This window comes from Streptomyces sp. SID14436 (assembly GCF_010548465.1).
Taxonomy (GTDB): Bacteria; Actinomycetota; Actinomycetes; order Streptomycetales; family Streptomycetaceae; genus Streptomyces.
On the sequence record NZ_JAAGMD010000716.1, the window covers coordinates 1 to 647 of the forward strand.

General features: G+C 77.4%; 1 protein-coding gene. It reads left to right on the plus strand.

What is annotated here, in order from left to right:
* Positions 1-647: SagB/ThcOx family dehydrogenase (locus G3I53_RS25850; protein ID WP_164438827.1), on the plus strand; the 647-nt coding region annotated here is incomplete at both ends.

A 647-nucleotide genomic window follows, 5' to 3' on the forward strand; every position in this document is an offset into this window, starting at 1 on the left:
CCGGCGGCCCACGGCCGCGCGCCGGCTGGACGTCGCGCGCCTGGGCGACCTGCTGCGCGTCCTGGCCCGGACGGGCGACCGCGCGGACGACGGGGCGCTCTACCCCTCGGCGGGTGACACCTACGCCGTCCAGGTCTACGTCCTGGTCCGGGACGGCGCGGTCGACGGCCTGGAGGGCGGCGCGTACTACTACCGGCCGCGCACCCACACCCTGGAACCCCTCGGCACGGACGCCGACGTGCCGGTCGCCGCGCACGTCTTCTACAACCGGCCGTTCGCCGCCCGCGCGGCGGCGGAGATCCACCTGGTCGGCGAGACCCGGGGCATCGAGCCGCTGTACGGCGACCAGGCTCCGCGCTATCTCGCCCTGGAGGCCGGGCACATGGCCCAGCTGCTGATGCAGCAGCAGGTGCCGTCCGGGGTGGCCGTGTGCCCGGTGGGCGACCTGCGGCAGAGCGACCTCGCGGCGGCGCTGGGGCTGGGTCCGACCCACACGTTCCTGCTGGGCATGCTGTGCGCCCCGCTGGAGGCGGCCGACGACGGTGACCCGGGCGAGCCGCTGTGGACGGCGGCGCCCGCGCCCGCCGTACCGCGTACCGCCGAGGTGGCCGTGGTCGGGATGGCGGGCCGGTTCCCCGGCGCGGCCG